Annotated in this window: 20 protein-coding genes; 6 read left to right on the forward strand and 14 right to left on the reverse strand. The window is 64.4% G+C overall.

What is annotated here, in order from left to right:
- The first annotated feature begins 143 nt into the window (after positions 1-143).
- Positions 144-380, forward strand: coding sequence for a hypothetical protein (locus DIZ22_RS11845; protein ID WP_048937839.1), 237 nt, complete (start codon positions 144-146; stop codon positions 378-380).
- A gap of 14 nt (positions 381-394) precedes the next feature.
- Here DIZ22_RS11845 and DIZ22_RS11850 read toward each other — a convergent pair whose 3' ends face one another.
- Entirely contained in the window at positions 395-1,108 is a 714-nt protein-coding gene (locus tag DIZ22_RS11850) for a phosphatidylcholine/phosphatidylserine synthase (RefSeq protein ID WP_048937892.1), read from the reverse strand.
- A 50-nt stretch (positions 1,109-1,158) separates the two neighbouring features.
- Positions 1,159-1,893: a phosphatidylserine decarboxylase gene (locus DIZ22_RS11855; RefSeq protein WP_029547694.1), complete on the reverse strand. Its 735-nt coding sequence runs from the start codon at positions 1,891-1,893 to the stop codon at positions 1,159-1,161.
- Between the two features lie 203 nt (positions 1,894-2,096).
- On the opposite strand from DIZ22_RS11855, the gene DIZ22_RS11860 reads away from it, so the two are divergent.
- Positions 2,097-3,317, forward strand: coding sequence for an NADP-dependent isocitrate dehydrogenase (locus tag DIZ22_RS11860; RefSeq protein WP_048937838.1), 1,221 nt, complete (start codon positions 2,097-2,099; stop codon positions 3,315-3,317).
- Positions 3,318-3,436: 119 nt separating this feature from the next.
- Positions 3,437-5,050 (forward strand): bifunctional GNAT family N-acetyltransferase/carbon-nitrogen hydrolase family protein, encoded by a 1,614-nt coding sequence (locus DIZ22_RS11865; RefSeq protein WP_048937837.1) that lies wholly within the window; start codon positions 3,437-3,439, stop codon positions 5,048-5,050.
- Positions 5,051-5,104: 54 nt separating this feature from the next.
- On the opposite strand, the gene glmS is transcribed toward DIZ22_RS11865, so the two are convergent.
- The 3 genes from glmS to glmU all read right to left on the reverse strand — a co-directional run bounded on the left by glmS (position 5,105) and on the right by glmU (position 9,197).
- Positions 5,105-6,928 carry a glutamine--fructose-6-phosphate transaminase (isomerizing) gene (gene glmS, locus DIZ22_RS11870; protein WP_048937836.1) on the reverse strand — a complete coding sequence of 608 codons (1,824 nt, stop codon included), beginning with the start codon at positions 6,926-6,928 and terminating at the stop codon, positions 5,105-5,107.
- 116 nt (positions 6,929-7,044) lie between these two features.
- On the reverse strand, positions 7,045-7,908 hold the full coding sequence (locus DIZ22_RS11875; protein ID WP_122928218.1) for a metallophosphoesterase: 864 nt from the start codon (positions 7,906-7,908) through the stop codon (positions 7,045-7,047).
- The gene (glmU, locus tag DIZ22_RS11880) at positions 7,905-9,197 is read right to left on the reverse strand and encodes a bifunctional UDP-N-acetylglucosamine diphosphorylase/glucosamine-1-phosphate N-acetyltransferase GlmU (protein WP_048937834.1); all 1,293 of its coding nucleotides are present in this window, start codon (positions 9,195-9,197) and stop codon (positions 7,905-7,907) included. Before glmU ends, DIZ22_RS11875 begins: the two co-directional genes overlap by 4 nt.
- 154 nt (positions 9,198-9,351) lie before the next feature.
- Here glmU and DIZ22_RS11885 point away from each other — a divergent pair, with 154 nt between their 5' ends.
- The 3 genes from DIZ22_RS11885 to DIZ22_RS11895 all read left to right on the forward strand — a co-directional run bounded on the left by DIZ22_RS11885 (position 9,352) and on the right by DIZ22_RS11895 (position 12,083).
- Positions 9,352-10,020, forward strand: coding sequence for an HAD family hydrolase (locus DIZ22_RS11885; protein WP_170978376.1), 669 nt, complete (start codon positions 9,352-9,354; stop codon positions 10,018-10,020).
- 7 nt (positions 10,021-10,027) lie between these two features.
- Positions 10,028-10,789 (forward strand): enoyl-CoA hydratase-related protein, encoded by a 762-nt coding sequence (locus tag DIZ22_RS11890; RefSeq protein ID WP_048937832.1) that lies wholly within the window; start codon positions 10,028-10,030, stop codon positions 10,787-10,789.
- Between the two features lie 142 nt (positions 10,790-10,931).
- Positions 10,932-12,083 carry a GGDEF domain-containing protein gene (locus tag DIZ22_RS11895; RefSeq protein ID WP_048937831.1) on the forward strand — a complete coding sequence of 384 codons (1,152 nt, stop codon included), beginning with the start codon at positions 10,932-10,934 and terminating at the stop codon, positions 12,081-12,083.
- On the opposite strand, the gene DIZ22_RS11900 is transcribed toward DIZ22_RS11895, so the two are convergent.
- The 9 genes from DIZ22_RS11900 to DIZ22_RS11940 all read right to left on the reverse strand — a co-directional run bounded on the left by DIZ22_RS11900 (position 12,059) and on the right by DIZ22_RS11940 (position 22,707).
- Positions 12,059-12,334, reverse strand: coding sequence for a hypothetical protein (locus DIZ22_RS11900; RefSeq protein ID WP_004211159.1), 276 nt, complete (start codon positions 12,332-12,334; stop codon positions 12,059-12,061). The two genes, DIZ22_RS11895 and DIZ22_RS11900, sit on opposite strands and share 25 nt — an antisense overlap.
- 94 nt (positions 12,335-12,428) lie before the next feature.
- Positions 12,429-13,829: a dihydrolipoyl dehydrogenase gene (gene lpdA, locus DIZ22_RS11905; RefSeq protein ID WP_010337479.1), complete on the reverse strand. Its 1,401-nt coding sequence runs from the start codon at positions 13,827-13,829 to the stop codon at positions 12,429-12,431.
- A 107-nt stretch (positions 13,830-13,936) separates the two neighbouring features.
- On the reverse strand, positions 13,937-15,181 hold the full coding sequence (odhB, locus tag DIZ22_RS11910; protein WP_017501596.1) for a 2-oxoglutarate dehydrogenase complex dihydrolipoyllysine-residue succinyltransferase: 1,245 nt from the start codon (positions 15,179-15,181) through the stop codon (positions 13,937-13,939).
- Between the two features lie 8 nt (positions 15,182-15,189).
- Positions 15,190-17,985 (reverse strand): 2-oxoglutarate dehydrogenase E1 component, encoded by a 2,796-nt coding sequence (locus DIZ22_RS11915; RefSeq protein WP_004211156.1) that lies wholly within the window; start codon positions 17,983-17,985, stop codon positions 15,190-15,192.
- A gap of 98 nt (positions 17,986-18,083) precedes the next feature.
- The gene (gene sucD / locus DIZ22_RS11920) at positions 18,084-18,968 is read right to left on the reverse strand and encodes a succinate--CoA ligase subunit alpha (RefSeq protein WP_004211155.1); all 885 of its coding nucleotides are present in this window, start codon (positions 18,966-18,968) and stop codon (positions 18,084-18,086) included.
- 99 nt (positions 18,969-19,067) lie between these two features.
- On the reverse strand, positions 19,068-20,030 hold the full coding sequence (mdh, locus tag DIZ22_RS11925; protein ID WP_010337480.1) for a malate dehydrogenase: 963 nt from the start codon (positions 20,028-20,030) through the stop codon (positions 19,068-19,070).
- A 316-nt stretch (positions 20,031-20,346) separates the two neighbouring features.
- Positions 20,347-21,459: a cell division protein ZapE gene (gene zapE, locus DIZ22_RS11930; protein ID WP_048937830.1), complete on the reverse strand. Its 1,113-nt coding sequence runs from the start codon at positions 21,457-21,459 to the stop codon at positions 20,347-20,349.
- Positions 21,456-21,917 carry a PaaI family thioesterase gene (locus DIZ22_RS11935; protein ID WP_048937829.1) on the reverse strand — a complete coding sequence of 154 codons (462 nt, stop codon included), beginning with the start codon at positions 21,915-21,917 and terminating at the stop codon, positions 21,456-21,458. The genes zapE and DIZ22_RS11935 overlap by 4 nt, the downstream gene beginning before the upstream one ends.
- Before the next feature lies 1 nt (position 21,918).
- Complete coding sequence (locus DIZ22_RS11940) at positions 21,919-22,707, reverse strand: succinate dehydrogenase iron-sulfur subunit (RefSeq protein ID WP_004211148.1); 789 nt, start codon at positions 22,705-22,707, stop codon at positions 21,919-21,921.
- Between the last annotated feature and the right edge of the window lie 144 nt (positions 22,708-22,851).

Below are 22,851 nucleotides of genomic sequence, written 5' to 3' on the forward strand. Positions count from 1 at the left end.
CCCAAAACCCCGTTGCGCAAGGGGTTGACTCGCTCTCAATATGAGAACATAAAGTGAACAGATGGAACAAACAGTCTAAACGCCCGTTTGCACCGACATAGTGAGCCTAAGCGTGCAAATGGCAAGATAGAAAGTCAGCGGCCATGTTCACCATTGTTGCAGCGACCATTTTCTCCGCCGCCTTCCTGCTGGCGATCGGCACCATTGCCTGGATGTTTGCGCTCTATCATCAGAAGATGGCGGCAGCTTTGCTGTTCGAGCCGATTCCCCAGAACCCGCCCGTCTATCATATCCGCATCACGCGGAACCGCGTTCGCCAGCCGGGCCGCACCACTACCCTGTCCGCCCCCGCCTTGCCCGGCAGCGCGCTCGCTGCCTGAACAGGACATCCGGCTCAGCCGACAGGCTGCTTGCGCACTTTGGCGTAGGACAGGATGCCGAACGGGATCAGCAGCACATAGACGCCGCAGATCAGCAGCAGAGTGAACCAGGGTTGGGTCGCCAGCGCCGCCGCCAGCAGGCCGACAAAGGCGATGAGTTCCAGCCGAATGCGCTTGCGCAACCGCAGCGCCGACCAGCTATAGGTGGCGATGCTGGAGATCATCAGGAAGGCCACGAACGCGGTCCAGGGCGCGACCACATACCAGGCGCGGAAAATCTCTTCGCCCGTCACCAGCCACAGATAGAGCGGCACGAAGGTGAGGCCAGCACCCGCGGGCGCCGGCACGCCGGTCAGGAAGCCGGCCGATTTGTGCGGCTGCTCCTCGACATCGATATTGGCGTTGAAGCGCGCCAGGCGCAGTGCGCAGGAGAGCGCATGGGCAAGCGCGAAGATCCAGCCGAATTTCGGCATGGCATGCAGCGACCAGAGATAGAGGATCAGCGCCGGCGCGACGCCGAATGCAATCGAATCGGAAAGCGAATCCAGTTCGGCGCCAAAACGGCTCTCGCCCCGCAGCATCCGGGCGATCCGGCCGTCCAGTCCGTCGAGCACGCCGGCGAACAGGATGGACAATACCGCCCGCTCCCACTCGCCCGAAATGCCGTAGCGCACGCCGGTGAGGCCGAAGCACAGCGCCATCGCCGTCACCGCATTGGGCGCCAACATGCGCAGCGTGATGCCGCGCCGCAGCCCGCGCGGAACGGCGCGACGCCGCCTCACTGCTGGATGCCCGCAATCACGCGGCGATCGCCGATCTGGCCCAGGATCGTCTCGCCCGCGACGGTGCGCTGGCCCAGGATCACGCGCGGCGCGGTGCCGGCGGGCAGATAGACGTCGACACGGCTGCCAAAGCGGATGAGGCCGATGCGCTGGCCGGCGGCGACCATGTCGCCCGGCTTGACGAAGGGCACGATGCGGCGCGCGACAAGGCCGGCAATCTGGGTGAAGCCGACGCGCAGGCCGTCATGACGCTCGACCAGGATATGCTGGCGCTCATTATCCTCGCTCGCCTTGTCGAGATCGGCGTTGAGGAACTTGCCCGAAATATAGGTGACGGCCTTCACCGTGCCGCCGATCGGGGTGCGGTTGATATGGACGTCGAACACGCTCATGAAGATCGACACGCGGATCAGCGGCTGATCGCCCAGGCCATCGGGCCCAGCCATCTCGCGCGGCGGCGGCACGCGCTGGATCAGGGTCACCAGGCCATCCGCCGGGGCGATGATCGCGCCCTCATCCTGCGGCACGGCGCGGATCGGATCGCGGAAGAAGGCCAGCACCCAGATGGTGACCATCAGCATCAGCCAGCCGATGATTTCCCAGCCCATCACGAAGAACAGGCCGGTGATCGCAGCCGCGATCGCGCCGAACTTCACCCCTTCGGGATGGACCGAGGGGAAGCGCCATTTGACATTGCCGCCTGCGGCAATCGTGATCTCGTCATTTTCCATGGGCATGTCTTTAGGGGGAGACATTGATCCTGACAACGACGATCCCCGTCCTTGGCTGCCGGCATGAACGCGCATCGCACAACAGTCTTGCGCATGCATCGCATGATCGGCCGGAAATCCGGCGCTGGACGGTTGAACATTGGCGGCGCAGGCCGTAGGGCGTCCCCATAATTCCACCCAAGAGAAGAAGGCGAATAGGCGCTATGGCGAAGATCAAGGTGAAAAACCCCGTCGTGGAAATCGACGGCGACGAAATGACCCGCATCATCTGGGAATGGATCCGTGAGCGCCTCATTCTCCCCTATCTCGACGTCGACCTGAAATATTATGACCTGTCGGTCGAGAAGCGCGACGAGACCAGCGACCAGATCACGATCGACGCGGCCAACGCGATCAAGGAATATGGCGTCGGCGTGAAGTGCGCCACCATCACCCCCGACGAAGCGCGCGTCGAGGAATTCGGCCTCAAGAAGATGTGGAAGTCGCCCAACGGCACCATCCGCAACATCCTGGGCGGCGTCGTGTTCCGCGAACCGATCGTCATCAAGAATGTCCCCCGCCTGGTTCCGGGCTGGACCGACCCGATCGTCGTCGGCCGTCACGCCTTTGGCGACCAGTATAAGGCCACCGATTTCAAGGTGCCCGGCGCCGGCACGCTGACCATGAAGTGGGTCGGCACCAATGGCGAGGAACTCGAATATGAAGTGTTCGAATTCCCCAGCGCCGGCGTTGCCATGGGCATGTACAATCTCGACGAATCGATCCGCGATTTCGCCAAGGCCAGCTTCAACTATGGCCTGAACCGCGGCTGGCCCGTCTATCTGTCGACCAAGAACACCATCCTCAAGGCCTATGACGGCCGCTTCAAGGATCTGTTCCAGGAAGTGTTCGACGCCGAATTCGCCGACAAGTTCAAGGCGGCCGGCATCGTCTACGAACATCGCCTGATCGACGACATGGTCGCTTCGGCGCTGAAGTGGAGCGGCAAGTTCGTCTGGGCCTGCAAGAATTATGACGGCGACGTCCAGTCGGACACCGTGGCCCAGGGCTTCGGCTCGCTCGGCCTGATGACCTCCGTCCTGCTGTCGCCCGACGGCAAGACCGTGGAAGCCGAAGCCGCGCACGGCACTGTCACCCGCCACTATCGCCAGCACCAGCAGGGCAAGGCGACCTCGACCAACCCGATCGCCTCGATCTTCGCCTGGACCCAGGGCCTGTCGTTCCGCGGCAAGTTCGACGACACGCCGGACGTCGTGAAGTTCGCCGAGACGCTGGAGCGGGTCTGCATCAAGACCGTCGAAGGCGGCGCGATGACCAAGGATCTGGCCCTGCTGATCGGCCCGGATCAGGCCTGGATGACCACGGAGCAGTTCTTCGAGGCGATCCGCGTCAATCTGGAAGCCGAAATGGCCAAGTGGGCCTGATAAAGGCTTTTTACCGGAACTGATCGCTTCCTGAAGCTTTCAATACGGAAACGGAACGAGGCGGCGCCGCATCCCGGCGCCGCCTTTTCCTTTTCGGATTGATGCGACGGGAGCAAAGAATGACCACGACAGCCAAGAAGCGCCTGGAAGTCCGGGCGGCGGTGCCCGGCGATGTGCGCGGCATCCAGCGGCTGATCGCCCGCGCCTATCCCGGCATGCCCAATTATTCGCTGGCCACCATCCGCGGCCAGATCAACAACTTCCCCAATGGCTGCTTCGTCGCCCTCTATGACAGCAAGGTGGTGGGCTATTGCGCCACCATGCGCGTCAGCAAGGCGATGGCCTTTTCCCATCATGACTGGGAGGAAATCACCGCCAACGGTTTCGGCACCCGTCACAGCGCCGCGGGCGAATGGCTCTATGGCTATGAAATGGCGGTCGATCCCAAGCTGCGCGGACTGCGCATCGGCCAGCGCCTCTATGACGAGCGCAAGGAACTGGCCGAGGAACTCGACCTGCACGGCATCGTCATTGCGGGCCGCATGCCCGGCTATGCCCGCGCCAAGCGCCGGGCCGGCAGCCCGGCCGACTATCTGGAAAAGGTGGTCAGCGGCAAGCTGCGCGACCAGGTCATCAGCTTCCAGTTGAAGAACCAGTTCGAGCCGCTGGGCGTGCTGGAAAATTACCTGCCCGAAGACAAGCAGTCGGACGGACATGCCGCGCATCTGGTCTGGCGCAACCCCTATGTCGATCCGGACGAGGCGCCGGAAATGCGGGTGCCGCGCGGCGTCGAAAGCGTCCGCCTCGCCACCTGCCAGCTCCAGGCGCGCGCGGTGAAGGATTTCGACGAGTTCGTCCGTAACATCGAATATTTCGTCGACGTGGCGGCCGATTACCGGTCGGACTTCATCGTCTTCCCCGAGCTGTTCACCCTGCCCCTGCTCTCGTTCGAGACCAAGAAGCTGTCGCCGATCGAAGCGATCGACCGGCTGACCGGCTATACCCCGCGCCTGACCAAGGAACTGACGCGGATGGCGCTGGAATATAATATCAACATCATCGGCGGGTCGCACCCAACCCGCGCCGACGATGGCGACATCCAGAATATCGCCTATGTCGCGCTGCGCGACGGATCGGTCCACACCCAGGAAAAGATCCACCCGACCCCCAACGAAGCCTTCTGGTGGAACATCAAGGGCGGCGACGCGCTCGACGTGATCCAGACCGACTGCGGCCCGATCGGCGTGCTGATCTGCTATGACAGCGAATTTCCCGAACTGGCCCGCCGCCTGGTCGATCAGGGGGCGCGCATCATCTTCGTCCCCTTCTGCACCGACTCGCGCCTGGGCTATATGCGCGTGCGCTATTGCGCGCAGGCCCGCGCGATCGAGAATCAATGCTATGTCGTGATGTCGGGCAATGTCGGCAATCTGCCGAACGTCGACAATATGGACATCCAATATGCCCAGAGCGCGATCCTGACGCCGTGCGACCTGCCCTTCGCGCGGGACGGCATCGCAGCCGAGGCGAGCGAGAATGTCGAAACGCTGACCATGGCGGACGTGAACCTGGCCGACCTCAGCTGGGCGCGGGCCGAAGGCACGGTCCGCAACCTGCGCGACCGCCGCTTCGACCTTTATCATATCGACTGGGACAGCAATCCCGACCACAGCCACGCGCCAAGCGGCGGCCCGGTGCCGGCCGGTGGCCATAATTCGCCGGGCGGTGGCTGATCGAAGCGCGAGCAGCCAAGACCCCTGCCATCATGATGGCAGGGGCGGCCCGGCTCACTCCACCGTGACGCTCTTTGCCAGGTTGCGCGGCTGATCGACGTCGGTGCCCTTGAGTACGGCGACATGATAGGCGAGCAGTTGCACCGGCACGGCATAGACCATCGGCGCGATCAGCGGGTGGACTTTGGGCATGGTGATGGTGGCGAGGCAGCCTTCGCCTGCCGCCTGCACCCCGTCATAGTCGGAAATCAGGACCACCTTGCCGCCGCGCGCCTGCACTTCCTGCATGTTGCTGACGGTCTTTTCGAACAAGGGGCCGCTGGGCGCGATGCAGATCACCGGCACCAGTTCGTCGATCAGCGCGATCGGGCCGTGCTTCATCTCGCCGGCGGCATAGCCCTCGGCATGGATATAGCTGATTTCCTTGAGCTTCAGAGCGCCTTCCAGCGCCAGCGGATAGTCGGTGCCGCGGCCGAGATACAGGACATCGCGCGCCGGCACGATATGATGGGCCATCGCCTCGATCGCCTCGTCATAGGCGAGCGCGCCGTTGATCGCGGCGGGCGCTTCGGCGAGATGGCGGACGATTTCCTTTTCATCCTTGGCGCTGAGCTTGCCCTTGGCCCGCGCCAGATTGGCGGCCAAGGCTGCCAGCACGGCGAGTTGGCAGGTGAAGGCCTTGGTCGAGGCGACGCCGATTTCCGGGCCGGCATGGGTCGGCAGCAGCAGGTCGGCCTCGCGCGCCATCGAACTGGTCGGCACATTGACGACGACGGCGATCTTCTGCCCCTGGGCGCGGGCATAGCGCAGCGCGGCCAGCGTATCGGCGGTTTCGCCGGACTGGCTGATGAACAGGGCGAGGCCGCCCTCCTCCATCACCGGCTCGCGGTAGCGGAACTCGGAGGCGAAATCCAAATCGACCGGGACGCGGGCGAACTGTTCGAACCAGTAGCGCGCGACCATGCCGGCATAGAAGCTGGTGCCGCAGGCGACGATGGTGACGCGGCGGATGGTCGACAAGTCGAAATCCGGGATCGGCAGCGATACGCGATCATCCATCCGCTGCAGATAGGCCTTGAGCGTCTGGGCCACGACGACCGGCTGCTCATAAATTTCCTTCTGCATGAAGTGGCGATGATTGCCCTTGTCGATCATCGCGCCGGACACGCCGGAAATGGTGACCGGACGCTCGACCGGGTTGTTGTCCTTGTCGAAAATCTCGGCGCCATCCTTGGTGATGACGACCCAGTCGCCCTCGTCCAGATAGGCGATGCGCTGGGTCAGCGGGGCGAGCGCCAGCGCGTCGGAGCCGAGGAAGGTCTCGCCATCGCCATAGCCTACGACTAGCGGCGAACCGAGACGCGCACCGATCAGCATGTCGGGATGACTCTTGAACAGGATGGCGAGCGCGAAGGCGCCGTGCAGGCGCGGCAGCACCTGGGCCACGGCCTCCTTCGGCGCCACGCCCTGCTCCACCAGTTCGCTGACCAGATGGGCGACCACTTCGGTGTCGGTCTGGCTGTCGAAGGTGCGGCCGCGGGCAATCAGCTCATCGCGCAGAGGCTTGAAATTCTCGATGATGCCATTGTGGACCAGCGCCACTTCGCCGGTCGCATGGGGGTGCGCATTGCTGGTGGTCGGCGCGCCATGGGTGGCCCAGCGGGTATGGGCGATGCCGGTGGTGCCGGCCAGCGGCGACTGGCCAAGTTCCTTGACCAGATTGTTGAGCTTGCCCTCGGCCCGGCGGCGATCGATCCGGCCGTCATGCACGGTGGCGACACCGGCGCTGTCATAGCCGCGATATTCCAGCCGCTTGAGGCCATCGACCAGTCGTTCCGCGACCTGATCCTTACCAATAATTCCGATGATACCGCACATGGTGGAAAGCCCCGCCGAACCAGATTAGTCAGATAGCGTCCATATAGGACAGCTTTGTCGCCATGCCATTAATGCCGGTCGGGCGACAGCGCCATGGCCGAGCCATGAAAAGAATGTCATCGTGGCCGGATGGTGATCAGCCAGATGTCGGGCGGCGCCAGCATGCGGAAAGGCAGGCCGCTGGTCCCCACGCCTCCGGACACGATCATCGCCTTCCGCCCATCCTGATAGCGGCCGCAGGCATAGCGGGTACCATAGCGGGAGGGGACATAGACGATCCCGGCAAAGGGCAGTGCCACCTGACCGCAATGGGTATGGCCGACCAGGGTCAGCGACGGTGCATCGGGCAGCAGCGGAAAGACATCGGGCCCGTGCGACAGGATCACCGGCGCGCCACCGATGTCCTGCATCGCCTTCAGCGTATCGGGTATGTCGGGCTTGCGGGTATAGATATCCTTGAGCCCGCAGATCGCCAGCGGCCCGCGCCGCACCGCGCCATCCTGTACCAGGGTGATGCCCAGATCGGCAAAGGCGCGCTGCCAGTCGTCGGCGCTCAGTGCCACCCGGTTCTTCCTGCTGCGGCTGTCATGATTGCCCAGCACCGCGACCACGCCCATCGGCGCGCGCAGCCCGGCGAAGGGCGCGATCGCGTGGCGCGCATCATAGGTCGCGCCCCATTTATTGTCGCCGATATAGTCGCCGCCCAGCAGGATCAGGTCCGGCTTGAGGCCGTTGATCCGGGCCACGATCCGCGCCATCCGCGCCGGGCTGTTGTCCGGCCCAGACAGATGGGTGTCGGTCAGCAGCGCGACCCGGATCGGCTGCTGCGACGCGCCCGCCGGGAAAGGCAGCACGACATCGGCGCGCCGCACGACCGGCATGGCGCGCGCATTCATCAACAGCCAGAGCGGCCCTGCCACTGCGATCAGCAGCAGGAACAGCAGGGCGGACAGAAACGGCCGGCGCCGGATGAAATTCAAGCCTTCGCCTTCCGCTCGCGCATGCGGGTGCGGAACGCCGCCGCCCAGCCCGGCTTGCTTTCCTGTTGCGGGCGGACGAGGCACAGCGCGTCGGCCGGAACCGGCTTGGTCACGACGCTGCCCGCCGCAACGATCGCGCCATCGCCGATCGTCGCCGGCGCGACCAGCGCGCTGTTGGAGCCGATGAAGGCGCCCGCACCGATCTGCGTCTTGTACTTGAAGAAGCCGTCATAATTGCAGGTGATGGTGCCCGCGCCGATATTGGCGGCCGCGCCGACGCTGGCGTCGCCGATATAGGAGAGGTGATTGACCTTCGCCCCTTCGTCGAGGCGCGCCTTCTTGATCTCGACGAAATTGCCGACCTTTGCCTTGGGGCCGATGTCAGCGCCCGGACGCAGCCGGGCATAGGGGCCGATATCGGCACCGCTGGCCACGGTCGCGCCCTCCAGATGGGAGAAGGCGTGGATGACGACATTGTCAGCGACGGTGACACCCGGACCGAAGACGACATTGGGTTCGACCGTCACGTCGCGACCCAGCACCGTGTCGTGCGAGAAGAAGACGGTCTGCGGCGCGACCAGGGTCACGCCCTCGCGCATCGCCTCGGCCCGGCGGCGGTCCTGCCACACGGCTTCGACGCCGGCCAGTTCGGCGCGGCTGTTCACGCCGGCCACTTCCCACGCTTCGGTCTCGATCACGGCGCTGTTCGCACCGGGCAGCATGATGATGTCGGGCAGATAATATTCGCCGGCCGCATTGTTGTTGCCGATCTGGTCGAGCAGCACGAACAGGTCGCTCGCCCGCACCGCCATCAGGCCGCTGTTGCACAAGGTGACGGCGCGCTCGGCCTCGCTCGCATCCTTAAACTCGACCATCTTCTCGATGATGCCCTGGCCATCGGCGATGATCCGGCCATAGGCGGCGGCATCATCCGGGCGGAAGCCCAGCACCACCGCGCGCGGCTCGTCGCCCCGGCTCAACCGATCGAGCATCGCCTTCATCGTCGCGCCGCTGACCAGCGGCACGTCGCCATAGAGGATCAGCACGTCACCGGCGAACCCCGCCAGCGCATCATGCGCCTGCGCCACGGCATGACCGGTGCCAAGCTGCTGGTCCTGCACGGCGATGGCGACGCCGCTGCCCTCGACCGCCTTTTCCACCTGCTCGCGGCCGGCGCCGACCACGACCACTTGCCGCTCGGGCAGCAGGTCCGCGACGCTGGCAAGCAGGTGCAGCAGCATCGGCCGCCCGGCGATCGGGTGCAGCACCTTGTGCGTGCCGGACTTCATCCTTGTGCCCTGCCCGGCGGCAAGGATGACGACTGCTAGGGGGCGAGGTGCGGTCACGGCGAGCGCGTCCTTTTCGTTCAAGTGGTCTGGAATATCACGGCTCTCTGCCATGTTTGCCTTGCCATTGCCACCGCCGACGCGGCATGGCGATGCCATGGCACGCTTATCCTTCGACATTGTCGGCTTCGACCTCGACGGCACCCTGCTCGACACCAGCGGCGATCTGGCCGCGGCGGTCAATTATGCGATCGGCACGATCGGCCGAGCCCCCTTCCCGGTCGATTCCATCCGGCCCTTCGTGGGCAAGGGTGCCAAGGTGATGCTGCAGCGCGCGCTCGACGCGTCGGGCGGCTATGACGAAGCGATCCTCGACCAGACGCTGCCGATCCTGCTCGATTATTATGAGCAGAATCTGGCGCTCTACTCCCTGCCCTATCCCGGCATGATGGCGATGCTGGATGCGCTGGCGGAGCGCGGCGTGCGGCTCGCCATCTGCACCAACAAGGCGGAACGCTTCACGATTCCCTTGCTGCACCAATTGGGCCTGTTCGACCGCTTCGCCTCGGTCGTGGCCGGTGACACGGTCGGCATTGCCAAGCCCGATCCGGCGCCGATCCATGCGATGATCGAGCGGGCCGGCGGCGGCCGCACCATCTTCCTGGGCGACACGATCAACGACATTGCCGGCGCCCGCAATGCCGGCATTCCCAGCATCGCGGTCAGCTTCGGCTTCCTCGACGGCCCGGTCGAAAATCTGGAGGCCGACGGCGTGATCCACCATTTCGACGAATTGGTGCCGATGCTGGAAGCCTGGCCGGCATGACGCGGCCATGACCCTGCGGCTGGAGCGCGACGGCGCGATCGCCCGGCTGCTGATCGACCGAGCCGATCGCCGCAACGCCATGACCCAGGCGATGTGGGAAGCGCTGCCCCATCTGGTAGCCGATGCCATGGCCGACGCGGACATCCGCGTGCTGATCCTGGCCTCGGCGACGCCCGGCCTGTTCTGCGCGGGCGCCGACATCCATGAATTTGCCGCCTGTTCGGGCGATGCCGGCTGGCGTGCCGCCAATCAGGCCGCGATCCGCTCCACCCAATATGCGCTGGCCCATGCCGAAAAGCCGGTGATCGCGGCGATCGACGGCGATTGCGTTGGCGGCGGATGCGGCCTGGCGATCGCCTGCGACCTGCGCATCGCGGCCCCCACCGCGCGCATGGGCATCACGCCCGCCAAGCTGGGCATCGTCTATTCGCTGTTCGACACCCGCCTGCTGGTCGATCTGGTCGGGGCGGCACGGGCCAAGCGCATCCTCTTCACCGGCGCGCTGCACGATGCCGACGCGGCCCTTGCCATCGGTCTGATCGATGAGGTCGCGGCCGATCCGCTGGCCGCCGCTGAAAGGCTGGCCGGCGAGATCGCCGCCAATGCCCAGCATAGCGTGCGCGCGTCGAAGGCGATGGTCCGCCGCATCCTCGACGGACAGGCGGATGACGATATGGTGACGCTGGAGATGTTCCGCGACGCCTTCACCTATCCCGACTTTGCCGAAGGCGTCGCGGCGTTCCGCGAGAAGCGGAAACCGCGTTTCTGATCCAGGTTAGGCAGTTTCCCGCTCGGCCCGCCGCAACCGTTACGCTCTCTTAACCATCGACATTTACCGGAAAATGCAGGATGGCGCTCCTGCATGACGCGACGTCATGCCGTCATGCTGCACAAAGGATCGGTCGCGCCTCGTGGGTGAGAATTTCGCCTTCTTCCTGCCCATCATGATGGCCAGCTTCGGCGTCGCCTTCCTCATCGTCTGGGGCTGGGGCGCGCGCGAAGCGGGCTGGTGGAGCGGCGCCTTCTTCAGCGTCGCCATGGGCTTTGCCGTGCCGGTCGCGTTCGACTTCCTGCCGACCGACCTGTGGGGCATCGTCGCCGACACCGCCTTTGCCACCGGCTTCCTGCTGTTCAGCCAGGCACTGCTGACGCGCTGGCGCCCCAATTGGGTGCTGGGGCTGCGCATCGCCATCTGGGCGATATCGATCCTGATCTGCAGCTTTGCGGTGATGCGGGACATCGTCCCGCTGGAACTGGTGTCGTCCGACTTCGGCTGCTTCCTGCTGATTTCCATTCCGCTGATCGCCGGGCGCGGCCAGCTTCGCGGCTGGCCCGATCGCGCCCTCTATGCCGCCGTCACTCTGGTCGCGCTCGACAATCTGCTGCGCGGCAGCAGCGTGTCCTTCACCCTGCCCGGCGGCGTCGCGTTCCGCGACAGCCAATATGCCTTCCTGATGCAGGCGCTGGCCTGCATGTTCGGCCTGTTCCTGGCCCTCTCCGCACTCGCGACGGCCATGCAGGACGTGCTCACCCGCTATCGCCATGATGCCCATGTCGATCCGCTGTCGGGCCTGCTCAACCGCCGCGGGTTCGAGGAAGCGGTGGCGCGCCATGATGCCAGCGGCAGCCTGATCGCCTGCGACATCGATCATTTCAAGCGGGTCAACGACGCCCATGGCCATGGGCTGGGCGACCGGGTGATCGTCGCGCTGGCCGATGCCCTGCGGGCGCTGGCCCCGGCCGATGCCGTCATCGCCCGCTTCGGCGGCGAGGAGTTCATCCTCTTCCTGCCCGGCGCAGACCCCGCCATGGCGACCGGCATAGCCGACGCGATCCGGCTGCGCTTTGCCGAACAGGCGGCAAGCCGGCTTGGCCTGCCCGGCCCGCTCACCGCCAGCTTCGGCCTCACCAGCCTGCACCGCGCCGACCGCTCGATCCATGACGCGATCGCCCGCGCCGACAGCGCGCTCTATGAAGCGAAGGAAAAGGGCCGCAACCGCGTCGCCATTCGGCCCGCGCTGGCGCCCGCCGGCGATGCTCAGTCGAGCCGCGCCATCGCCTGAAGAAAGGCGTCGCGCGCCGCCTGGCGCTTGAGCCGCCGGCGTCGCAGCAGGATCGCGACCGCGCCGAAGGGCAGGCACACCGCCAGTCCCAGAGCCGTCTGCGGTAATATCTGCAGCGTCATTTCGGGATGGCGAACGATCGCGATGATGTCGGCCAGCGCGGTCAGCACCGAAAAGATGATCCATAGCGCAAAGAACAACCGCTCAGGATTGGCCGACGGCACCGACTGGCTGGAGGGGAACTGGTTCATGCGCGTCCGATAGAACAGCGCGCGTCCTTCCCCAAAAGAAAAAGGCCCCCGCTTGGCGGAGGCCCCTTCCCTTATCCTGCGATAGCGCAGTCGATCACATGTGGATCGGCTTGCCGGTCACGGCCATCGCCGCTTCCTTGATCGCTTCGCTGTGCGTCGGGTGCGCATGACAGGTATAGGCGATGTCTTCGCTCGACGCGCCGAATTCCATGGCCTGCGCCGCCTGCGCGATCATCGTGCCGGCGACGGTCGCGATGATCCACACGCCCAGCACCTTATCGGTTTCGGCGTCGGCGATGATCTTCACGAAGCCGTCGGGCTCGTGATTGGTCTTGGCACGGCTGTTCGCCATCATCGGGAACTTGCCGACCTTGACGGCGCCACGTTCCTTGGCGGCTTCCTCGGTCAGGCCCACGCCCGCGATTTCCGGCTTGGTGTAGACCACCGAGGGGATCACGTCATGGTTCACGATGCCGGTCAGGCCCGCGATATTCTCGGCGACGGCAATGCCCTCGTCCTCGGCCTTGTGCGCCAGCATCGGGCCGGGGATGACGTCGCCGATCGCCCAGACGCCCGGAACCTTGGTGCCGAACTCATGATCGGTCTCGATCTGACCGCGCGCGTTCAGCTCCAGGCCGATCTTGTCGAGGCCCAGGCCCTCGGTGTTGGGACGACGACCGATCGACACCAGGACAACGTCGGCCTCGATCTTTTCGGCTTCGCCACCGGCGGCCGGTTCGACGGTCAGGGTCACGCCCGACTTGCCGACTTCGGCGCCGGTCACCTTGGTGCCGAGCTTATATTCGAAGCCCTGCTTCTTGAAGATCTTGTTGGCTTCCTTGCGGACTTCGCCGTCCATGCCGGGCAGGATCTGGTCGAGATATTCGACCACGGTCACCTTGGCGCCCAGGCGCTTCCACACCGAACCCAGTTCCAGACCGATGACGCCACCGCCGACGACGACCAGATGGCCCGGAACCTTGTCCAGTTCCAGCGCGCCGGTCGAATCGACGATCTTGCCGCCTGCATTGTCCACGGCCACGCCGGGCAGCGGGGCGACCGACGAACCGGTGGCGATGACGATGTTCTTCGCCGTCACCTTCTCGCCATTCACTTCGACGGTGTTGGCGCCGGTGAAGCTGGCCAGGCCCTTGAGCCAGGTCACCTTGTTCTTCTTGAACAGATATTCGATGCCGCCGGTCAGGCCCTTGATGGCATCGACGCGCTGGCCCTGCATGGTGGGCAGGTCCAGGCTCATCTTGTCGATCTTGACGCCCAGCTTGGCGAGCGCGCCATTGGCGGCCTCGTCATAAAGTTCCGAGGCGTGCAGCAGCGCCTTCGACGGGATGCAGCCGACATTGAGGCAGGTGCCGCCAAGCGTCTCGCGGCTTTCAGCGCAGGCGGTCTTCAGGCCCAGCTGCGCAGCGCGGATCGCGGCGACATAGCCACCCGGGCCAGCACCGATAACCAGGACGTCATAATCGAAATCGGACATGGGGTTTTCCCTTCTCCAGTCATGCCAGCCTAACTGGCATCGCTCTGCCCCAAATCAAGGGCAAGAGGCGCCCCGGCCGAAGCCGGGGCAACAATAAATGGTGATTATTACAGGTCGATCAGCAGACGGGTCGGATCCTCGATCGCGTTCTTGACCGCGACAAGGAAGGTCACCGCTTCACGACCGTCGATCAGACGATGGTCATAGCTGAGCGCCAGATACATCATCGGGCGGATCACGATCTGACCGTTACGGACGACCGGGCGGTCCTCGATGCGGTGCAGGCCCAGAACCGCCGACTGGGGCGGGTTGATGATCGGGCTGGACAGCAGCGAACCGAACACGCCGCCGTTGGAGATGGTGAAGGTGCCGCCCTTCATATCTTCCATCGTCAGCTTGCCTTCCTTGGCCTTCTTGCCGAAGCCGCCGATGGTCTTTTCAATGGCAGCGACGCTCAGGCTTTCCGCATTGCGGATGACCGGAACGACCAGGCCGGTCGGGGCCGAGACGGCGACCGAGATGTCGGCGAAGTCGTTATAGACGATCTCGTCGCCTTCGATCTGCGCGTTGACGCCCGGAATGTCCTTCAGCGCCATGCAGACGGCCTTGGTGAAGAAGCCCATGAAGCCCAGACGGACGCCATGCTTCTTCTCGAACAGATCCTTGTACTTGGCGCGCGCCTCGATGACGTTGGTCATGTCGACGTCGTTGTACGTGGTCAGCAGGGCAGCGTTGTTCTGCGCTTCCTTCAGACGCTTGGCGACGGTCTGGCGCAGGCGGGTCATCTTGACGCGTTCCTGCTTGCGGCTGGGGCCAGCGGCCGGCGCATCGGCGGCAGGCGCCGAAGCAGGGGTCGCAGCAGCAGCCTTGGCAGTGCCGGCAGCGACGGCGGCCATGACGTCGTCCTTGGTCAGACGGCCGTCCTTGCCGGTGCCCTTGATCTTGCTCGGGTCAAGACCATGCTCCAGCACCAGGCGGCGGACCGCCGGCGACAGGGTCAGGCTGCCGCCCTCTTCGTCGTCCGATGCAGCCGGGGCCGAAGCGGCCGGCGCGGGCGCAGCGGCTTCCGCCTTGGCGGCGGGAGCAGCGGCAGCAGGAGCGGCAGCAGCGGCTCCGCCTTCGTTCACATAGGCCAGCAGCGCGCCGACCTCGACCGTGTCGCCTTCCTTGGCGACCAGATCACCCATGACACCGGCGACCGGCGAGGGCACGTCGACCGCGACCTTGTCGGTTTCCAGGCTGACGATCGGCTCGTCGGCCTTGACCGCTTCACCCGGCTTCTTGAGCCACTGACCGACGGTTGCTTCGGTAACGGATTCGCCCAGCGTGGGGACTTTGACTTCGGTTGCCATGTGCTTTCTCAGCCTTTCTTCTGGCGACGGATTTCTTCACGAACGCTGTGACCCAGCGCATCGGCGACGAGGGCGCCCTGTTCGGACACATGGCGCGAGGCCAGGCCCGTGGCAGGCGATGCCGATGCCTTGCGGCCGGCATAGCGAGCGCGCTTGGGCGCCTTGCCGGCCTTGGCCAGCGCTTCCTCGATGTAGGGTTCGACGAAGGACCAGGCGCCGTTGTTGCGCGGTTCTTCCTGACACCAGACGACGTCTTCCAGATTGGTCATGCGCTCGATGCGCGTGGCCAGTGCGTCGGTGGCGAACGGATAAATCTGTTCGATACGGACGATCTGGGTGTTGGCGTCGCCGGCGGCGTCGCGGGCTTCCATCAGGTCGTAGAAGACCTTGCCCGAGCAGAGCACCAGGCGCTTGGTATCCTTGTCGGCCGACCCATTGGGGTCCGACAGGATGCGCTTAAAGTGCGTTTCGCCCAGGAAGTCCTCGGCCTTGCTGACGGCGGCCTTGTGACGCAACAGCGACTTGGGCGCCATGATGATGAGCGGCTTGCGGAAGGGCCGCAGCATCTGGCGACGCAGCGCGTGGAAGTAATTGGCCGGGGTCGTGATATTCGCGACCTGGATATTGCCTTCGGCGCAGAGCTGCAGATAGCGTTCCAGACGCGCCGAGCTATGCTCGGGGCCCTGGCCTTCATAGCCGTGCGGCAGCAGGCAGACGAGGCCGTTGGACCGCAGCCACTTGGTTTCCGACGACGCGATATACTGGTCGAAGATGATCTGCGCACCATTGGCGAAATCGCCGAACTGCGCTTCCCAGATCACCAGGCTCTTCGGGTCCGCCAGGGCGAAACCATACTCAAAGCCCAGCACGCCATATTCGGACAAAGGCGAGTCCAGCACTTCGAAACGGCCATGTGGCACGGTCGAGAGCGGGATATACTTGGCCTCGGTGTCCTGGTCGGTCCAGACCGCGTGACGCTGGCTGAAGGTGCCGCGACCCGAGTCCTGACCCGACAGGCGAACGCCATAGCCTTCCGACAGCAGCGAACCGAAGGCCAGCGCCTCGCCGGTTGCCCAGTCGAAATTGGCACCCGACTTGAACATCTCGGCCTTGGCATCCAGCACGCGCTTCAGCGTCTTGTGGACATTATGGCCTTCGGGAACGGTGGTCAGCGTGCGGCCCAGGCTGTCGAACAGCTTCTGGTTGATCGCCGATTCCACGCTCTGGCGCGCGGTTTCGGCATCAGCCGGCTTGTGCAGGCCCGACCAGCGACCGGCGAACCAGTCGGCCTTGTTGGCCTTGTAGCTCTTGGCAGCTTCGAACTCGTCTTCCAGATGGGCGACGAACTCGTCGGTCGAACCGGAGACGAACGCGTCGTCCACCACGCCTTCCGCCTTCAGGCGCGCGGCATAAATGTCGCTGACCGGCGGATGCTGACGGATTTCCTTGTACATCAGCGGCTGGGTGAAGCCCGGCTCGTCGCCTTCGTTATGACCGAAGCGGCGATAGCACCACATGTCGACGACGACGTCGCGATGGAATTTCTGGCGATATTCCATGGCCAGCTTGGTCGCGAAGGTCACGGCTTCGGGATCGTCGCCATTGACGTGCAGGATCGGCGCCTGGACACCCTTCGCCACGTCCGACGGATAGGGCGAGCCGCGCGAGAATTGCGGGCTGGTGGTGAAGCCGATCTGGTTGTTGATGATGAAGTGGACGCAGCCGCCGGTGTTGTAGCCGCTGACGCCCGAGAAGCCGAGGCATTCCCAGACGATGCCCTGGCCGGCAAAGGCCGCGTCGCCGTGGATCAGCACGGGCAGAACCTGCTCATGCTTGGTGAGGTCATCGCGGAAGGTCTGCTGCGCGCGGACCTTGCCCAGCACCACCGGATCGACGGTTTCAAGGTGCGACGGGTTGGGGACCAGCGACATGTGGACCTTGACGCCGTCGAACTCACGGTCGGTCGAGGTGCCGAGGTGATATTTCACGTCGCCCGAACCACCCACGTCTTCGGGGTTGGCAGTGCCGCCCGAGAATTCGTGGAAAATGACGCGGAAGCCCTTGGCCATGACGTTGGCAAGGACGTTCAGGCGGCCGCGATGGGCCATGCCGAACACGATCTCGCGCACGCCCGATGCGCCACCATATTTGATGACCGCTTCGAGCGCGGGGATCATGGACTCGCCACCGTCGAGGCCGAAGCGCTTGGTGCCGACATATTTGCGGCCCAGGAACTTCTCATACTGCTCGCCCTGGATGACCTTGGCCAGGATCGCCTTCTTGCCCTCGGGCGTGAAGTGGATTTCCTTGTCCTTGCCTTCCAGGCGTTCCTGCAGGAAGCGGCGCTCTTCGACGTCCGCGATATGCATATATTCAAGGCCGACATTACCGCAGTAATTCTGGCGCAGGATCGTCACGATCTCCGCGACGGTCGCGTACTGCAGGCCCAGCGTGCCGCCCAGGAAGACCTTCTTCGACGCGTCGGTCAGGCCATGATATTCCGGGGTCAGGTCCGCCGGCAGGTCACGCTTGGCCAGGCCCAGCGGATCGAGATTGGCGGCCAGATGACCGCGCACGCGATATGTGCGGATCAGCATCTGCGCGCGGATTGCGTCCTCGGCAGCCGATGCGATATCGGCCTCGGAAACAGCAGCACCCTGCGCCTTTGCAGCAGCCTTCACGGCCACCTGCATCTGCGTCGGGTCCATCGCCCCGGTCAGGTCGTCGGTGTCCGCCAACGGCCAGTTGGGGCGTGCCCAGCTCGGCCCCTGTTCGATCTCGAAATCCTGGTTCTCGTAACCCATCGTCTTGTGTCCCATGCATGCCGCGTGCAGTCGCGGAGCGGGAAAGTGCGGCCGGGGTGCAGCCCGGCCGCGTTTCCATATCATATTTTAAAGGCGGATCAGCCCTTCAGCACTTCCAGCAGGGTCTCGCCCAGCAGGCTCGGGCTGGCAGCGACCTTGATGCCGGCCGCTTCCATCGCCGCGATCTTGCTTTCCGCGTCGCCCTTGCCGCCCGACACGATCGCGCCGGCGTGGCCCATGCGACGGCCCGGAGGCGCCGTGCGACCAGCGATGAAGCCGGCCATCGGCTTCTTGCGGCCCTTCTTGGCTTCGTCGATCAGGAACTGGGCAGCCTGCTCTTCCGCGTCGCCGCCGATTTCACCGATCATGATGATCGATTCGGTGGCGTCGTCGGCCAGGAACAGTTCCAGCACGTCGATGAAGTTGGTGCCGTTGACCGGGTCACCGCCGATGCCGACGGCCGTGGTCTGGCCCAGGCCCGCATTGGTGGTCTGGAACACGGCTTCATAGGTCAGCGTGCCCGAACGCGACACGACGCCGACCGAACCCTTCGAGAAGATGTTGCCGGGCATGATGCCGATCTTGCACTCGCCGGGCGTCAGCAGGCCGGGGCAATTCGGGCCGATCAGGCGCGATTTCGAACCCGACAGGGCGCGCTTCACCTTGACCATGTCCAGAACCGGGATGCCTTCGGTGATCGCGACGATCAGCGGGATTTCGGCATCGATCGCTTCCAGGATCGAGTCGGCCGCGAACGGCGGCGGAACATAGATGACCGATGCGTCGGCGCCGGTCTTCGACTTGGCTTCGGCAACGGTGTCGAACATCGGCAGACCGATGTGGGTCGTGCCGCCCTTGCCGGGGGTCACGCCGCCAACCATCTGCGTGCCATAGGCAAGAGCGGTTTCGGTGTGGAAGGTGCCGGTGGCACCGGTCATACCCTGGGTGATGACCTTGGTGTTCTTGTTCACCAGAATGGACATATGTGTCCCTTTATTCTCTGTGGACGTGGCACTTGGGTCTAAAGCGACCCGTCCCAGGCTGCGCACTTACCTGGAACGGGACGGTGCAAGCTGGTTGGCTCAGGCGAGCGAGGGATCGATACCCTTGCAGGCTTCCAGCAGTTCCTTGACGGCGTCGACCGACACCTGGAGGTTGGCCTTGGCTTCGTCGTTCAGCTCGATCTCGATGACCTGCTCGACGCCATCCTTGCCGATGATGACCGGCACGCCGACATAGAGATTGTCGACGCCATACTGGCCGGTCAGGTTCGCGGCACAGGGCAGCAGGCGCTTCTTGTCGCCCAGATAGGCTTCAGCCATGGCGATCGCGCTGGTGGCGGGCGCATAGAAGGCCGAACCGGTCTTGAGCAGCGCGACGATCTCGCCGCCGCCCGAACGGGTGCGCTTGACGATGGCGTCGATGCGCTCCTGGGTCGAACGGCCCTGCTTGATCAGGTCGGGAACCGGGATGCCGGCGACGGTCGAATATTCGATCACCGGAACCATGGTGTCGCCATGGCCGCCGAGCACGAAGCTGGTGACGTCCTTGGCCGAGACGTTGAATTCTTCCGCCAGGAAGTGGTTGAAGCGCGAGCTGTCCAGAACGCCGGCCATGCCGACGACCTTGTTTGCGGGCAGGCCCGAAAATTCGCGCAGCGCCCAGACCATGGCATCCAAGGGGTTGGTGATGCAGATGACGAAGGCGTCGGGGGCGTTGGCGGCGATGCCCTCGCCCACGGCCTTCATGACCTTGAGGTTGATGCCCAGCAGGTCGTCGCGGCTCATGCCCGGCTTGCGGGCGACACCGGCGGTGACGATGATGACGTCCGCGCCCGCGATATCGGCATAGTCGTTGGAACCGGTGATCTTCGCATCGAAGCCTTCGACCGAGGCGCACTGCGACAGGTCGAGAGCCTTGCCCTGGGGAACGCCTTCGACGACGTCGAACAGGACGATGTCACCGAGTCCCTTGAGAGCCGCGAGATGCGCGAGCGTGCCGCCGATATTGCCAGCGCCAATGAGCGCGATCTTCTTACGGGCCATATGCAATCATCCTCCAAGATGTGAACTCTGGAATTGTCAGTGCGCCTACGCCCATATTGTGGGGGTTTCAACCAAACAAAGCCCCCTGCAGCAAATTATCTTTGCAATTCATTCGCAGTTGCATTAGAGGCTTTTTCACACCCTGTCGCTCCTGGTCTCCTACCCTGGACCTAGAGCCTTCCCTGCAGCGGTAGCCTGCCGGATGCTTCCCAAGTGGAAGCATCCGGTCTGTTTTTCCGTAAGAAAGTTGCGCCCTGATGAACGTCGACGCAAGCGGCGATAGGGCGAAATGCGCGCACGACGGGGTGCGCCGCGCTTATTTGGGGCCGTGACCCAGCGCGAGATAATCGTCGGACTGCATTTCCATCAACCGCGACACGGTCCGCTCGAATTCGAACGCCCCATCCCCTTCGGGATAGAGTCGCATCGGCTCGGCATCGGCCGAAGCGAGCAATTTGACCTTATATTCGTAGAGCGAGTCGATCAGCGTGACGAAGCGCGCCGCCTCGTTGCGCTTCTCCGGCCCCAGCACCGGAATGCCGACGATGATGACCGTATGATATTTGCGCGCGATCGCCAGATAGTCGGGCGCGCCGCGCGCCTCGACGCACAGCCGCTTGAACGAGAAGACGGCAACGCCCTTCAGGCTCTTGGGCACATGCATGGTGCGCCCGCCCTGAACGACGATCTCCTCCGAGGGCACCTTGGCCCGGTCCTCGACCGAAAAGTCGGTCAGGCGGAAAAAGGCCTCCGACAGCGCCCTGGTCGCCTCCGGCCCATTGGGCACATGCCACAGCTTCGAGTCGCCCAGGCGGTCGCGGCGATAATCGACCGGACCGTTCAGCGTCATCACGTCCAGCTTGGCCTTGATGAGGTCGATGAAGGGCAGGAAGAGCTGGCGATTGAGGCCATTCTTGTAGAGTTCGTCGGGCTCACGGTTGGAGGTGGTGACGATCGTCACCCGCTTTTCCAGCAGCCCCGTGAACAGGCGCGACATGATCGCCGCATCAGCCATATTGTTGACGACCATCTCGTCGAAGCAGAGCAGCCGCGCCTCTTCGGCCAGCGACTCGACCACCGGCGGGATCGGATCGCCCGACTCGGACTTGCGCGCCTCGGCCAGGCGGGCATGCACGTCGAGCATGAATTCATGGAAATGGGCGCGCTTCTTGCGCTGCACATGGACCGTGTCGAAGAACAGGTCCATCAGCATCGACTTGCCGCGCCCGACCCCGCCCCACATGTAGAGGCCCCGCGGCGGCTCGGGCTGCTTGCGCAGCAGCTTCCACAGCGTCGAGCCACGCGCCGGCGTCGCTTCCAGATCATGCTGAAGCTGGTCGAGTCGCACGGCGGCGGCACGCTGGTCCGGGTCGGGCCGCAATTCGCCAGCCTCGACCAGCGCATCATAACGGGCGATGACGCTGGTCACTGCGCCTTGGGCGCCTTGCGCAGCGTGGCGGTGGACGCCGCGACCGGCTCGCCCTCCTGGGTGATCAGCATGCGCAGGAACATCAGGCGCCCGGTCTCGCGCAGCAATTCCACCTCGGCCAGCAGGTCGGGACCGACCTTGCCCGCGCCCAGATATTGCATCGACAGGTCGATGGTCACGCCGTTCACCTGATCGCGATAACCCATCGCCCACAGGCCGCCGAAATAGGCATGGTCGGCAAAGGCAGCGAGGAAGCCGCCATGCAGCGTATCGAGCCGGTTGCGGTGGCTGGTGCGGGTTTCCAGCGCGACATGCGCCTTCTTCTCGCCCAGCCCGCGCATGTAACCGCGGCCGATGGCCTGCAGGAAGGTGTCGGGATGCGGATCGTGCCAGGCGGTCCAGCCCGACCATTTCCCTTCGTTCAGCGGTCGCCCGCCTGCAACACCGTCGCTGGTCAACTTACAGCTGCCGTTCGACCATCATCTTCTTGGTCTCCGCGATCGCCTTGGCCGGGCTCAGGCCCTTGGGGCAGACGTTCGCGCAGTTCATGATGGTGTGGCAGCGATAGAGGCGGAAGGGATCTTCCAGCTCGTCGAGGCGCTCGCCGGTGAACTCGTCGCGGCTGTCGGCCAGCCAGCGATAGGCCTGCAGCAGGATCGCCGGGCCCAGGAACTTGTCGCTGTTCCACCAGTAGCTGGGGCAGCTGGTCGAGCAGCAGGCGCACAGGATGCACTCATAAAGACCATCCAGCTTCTCGCGATCGGCGGGCGACTGCAGCCGCTCCTTGCCGCTCGGCGCGGGGCTGACGGTTTGCAGCCAGGGCTTGATGCTGTTGTACTGGGCGTAGAAGTGGGTGAAGTCCGGCACCAGATCCTTGATGACGTCCATGTGCGGCAGCGGGGTGATCTGCACCTGCTTGCCGGCGCATTCGTCGATCGCGGTGGTGCAGGCCAGGCCGTTCTTGCCGTTCATGTTCATCGAACAGGAACCGCAAATGCCTTCGCGGCACGAACGGCGGAAGGTCAGGGTCGAGTCATACTCGTTCTTGATCTTCAGCAGCGCGTCGAGAACCATCGGGCCGCAATTGTCGAGATCGATCTCGAACGTATCGTAGCGCGGATTCTCGCCCGAGTCCGGATCGTAGCGATAGACCTTGAAGCTGCGGACATTGGTCGCGCCCTCGGGCGCCTTGTGGGTCACGCCCTTGCCGCTGATCTTGCTGTTCTTGGGCAAAGCAAATTCGGCCATCGCTCGTCGAGCCTCTTCGTCGATGTCTGTCTGATGGGGGTCCGCATAACGAAAAATCTGCAAAGGTCCAGCACTGAGACCATGTTTCTGCCCCGGCGGGCCTTGTTGCAAATCGATTGCAAATAATCATTGCCGAAGAGGGGC

Source organism: Sphingobium sp. LF-16 (assembly GCF_003711185.1).
GTDB lineage: Bacteria > Pseudomonadota > Alphaproteobacteria > Sphingomonadales > Sphingomonadaceae > Sphingobium > Sphingobium yanoikuyae_A.